1 protein-coding gene and 1 pseudogene are annotated in these 2099 nt (G+C 68.1%); both read right to left on the bottom strand.

Annotated elements, in window-relative coordinates:
* A partial coding sequence (locus tag ACFYWI_RS38405) for a condensation domain-containing protein (protein WP_389240817.1) occupies window positions 1-1775 on the bottom strand: 1775 nt, incomplete at its 3' end.
* A 114-nt stretch (window positions 1776-1889) separates the two neighbouring features.
* Window positions 1890-2093: pseudogene (locus ACFYWI_RS38400) on the bottom strand (hypothetical protein); the annotation flags it as partial.
* Window positions 2094-2099: the final 6 nt, after the last annotated feature.

The following is a 2099-nucleotide window of genomic DNA, read 5'->3' as shown; positions in this document are numbered from 1 at the left end:
ACCGACACCCCAAGCCGCCTCAAACACCTCGCCAACCGGTTCGCCGCACCATCCAACTCCCCATACGACAACACCTCAGAACCACACCGCACCGCAGCGAGACTCGGCGACCGCCCCACCTGAGCCTCGAACAACTCCACCAGCGTGCCCGCAGAAACCGGCCGAGCAGTGGCGTTCCACCCCTCGACCACCTGCGACCGCTCGGCATCGTCCACAACATCGATCTGGCTCAACCGCACCGCCGGATCAGCCGCCACCTGCTCCAAGACCCGCACCAGACGATCCGCCAGACCCCGCACAGTGACCTCATCGAACAGATCCGCGGCGTACTGGATCCCGCCACCGATTCCGGCCGGGGCCCCGGCTGCATCGCGCTGTTCGGCCAACTCCACGGAGAGGTCGAACCGGGCCGGGAGCGATCCGGTCGACGCCGGACGGATCTGCAGACCCGGCAGCTCCCACTGCGCCGGCGGCACATTCTGCAGCGCCAGCATCACCTGGAACAGCGGGTTCCTGGACAGCGAGCGAGAAGGGTTCAGGTCGTCGACGAGCCGCTCGAAGGGCACATCCTGATGGGCGTATGCCGCCAGGTCCGTCTCCCGCACCTCGGCCAGTAATTCGGTGAAGGACGGGTCACCGCTCAAGTCCGTTCGTAGCACCAGGGTGTTCACGAAGAACCCGGCCAGGTCGTCCAACGCCGCGTCCCCACGTCCCGCGATCGGTATTCCCATCGGGATGTCGCTCCCTGCCCCCATGCGAGCCAGAAGCACGGACACCGCGGCGTGCACGACCATGAACATGGTCGCCCGGCCCCGTCGCGCGACCTCGAGCAACCGCGCATGGGTGTGAGCCTCCACACGGACAGGAACCAAGCCGCCCTTATAGGAGGAAACGGCCGGACGCGGGCGGTCGGTCGGCAGGGCCAACTCCTGCGGTGCATCGGCCAAAGCCTCACGCCAGTAGGCCAGCTGATCACTGATCAGACTGTCCGGGTCGTCCAGATCTCCCAGAACCTCCCGCTGCCACAGCGCGTAGTCGGCATACTGCACCGGCAGCGGCTCCCAACCCGGCTCCCGACCCTGCCGCCTGGCCGCGTAGGCCGCCCCGAGGTCGCGTGCCAGGACGCCCATCGACCAGCCATCGACAGCGATGTGATGCGCCACGATGAGCAGGACGAACTCGGACCGGGCCAACGTCAACAGCCGTATCCGCCACGGCAGATCGACACTCACGTCGAAGCCTCGACCCGCATGCGCCGCAAGGACCTCCTCGGCTTCGTCCTCGGCGGTCTCGACGACCACCAGCGGCGGCCGTCCTGCGGCTCCCTTCAGCACCTGTTGGCGCGGGACACCTTGGGTTTCGGGATAGATCGTCCGCAGGCTCTCATGCCGGTCGGCGACATCGCCCAGCGCCGCTTCCAACGCCGCCACATCCAGATCTCCGGACAACCGCAACGCCACCGGCAGGTTGTAGGCCGAGTCGGCACCCGGATCGGTCTCCTTCAGCCGGTTCAGGAACCACATCCGCTGCTGCGCGAACGACAGCGGCAGCACATCCGGCCGAGGCTGCGGCCTCAAGGCTGTCCGGGTCTCGCCGTCCGTACTGTCGATGAGGCGGGCCACGTCGACCACAGCCGGTGCGGTGAACAGGTCGGCGATGCGCAGCTCGGTGTCCAGGACGGCCAGGATCCGGGCGATCAGCCGCATCGCCAGCAGGGAGTCCCCGCCGAGGTCGAAGAACGAGGCCTCGGCACTCACCCACTCCAGGCCGAGCACCTCGGCGAACAGCCCACAGAGCACCTCTTCCGTCGGCGTCGCGGGCCCACGGCCACCAACCACTCCGGCGAAGTCGGGGGCAGGCAGAGCCGCCCGGTCGAGCTTGCCGTTCACCGTGACGGGTAGTTCCTCCAGCACGACCACGGCGGCAGGAACCATGTAATCGGGCAGGGTGGCCGCTGCGTGTTGGCGCAGCGGCGTCGCATCCACCTGACCCTGCACAGCGGGGACGATGTAGGCGACGAGGCGTTTGTCGCCAGGCCGGTCCTCCCTGGCGATCACCGCGACCTGACCGACGCTCTCGTGCCCGGCCAGCACCGCCTC

The organism is Streptomyces sp. NPDC002889 (assembly GCF_042888425.1).
Classification (GTDB): Bacteria; Actinomycetota; Actinomycetes; order Streptomycetales; family Streptomycetaceae; genus Streptomyces.
Note: the sequence above shows the minus strand (reverse complement) of the source record. Positions and strands in the feature narration are given on the sequence as shown.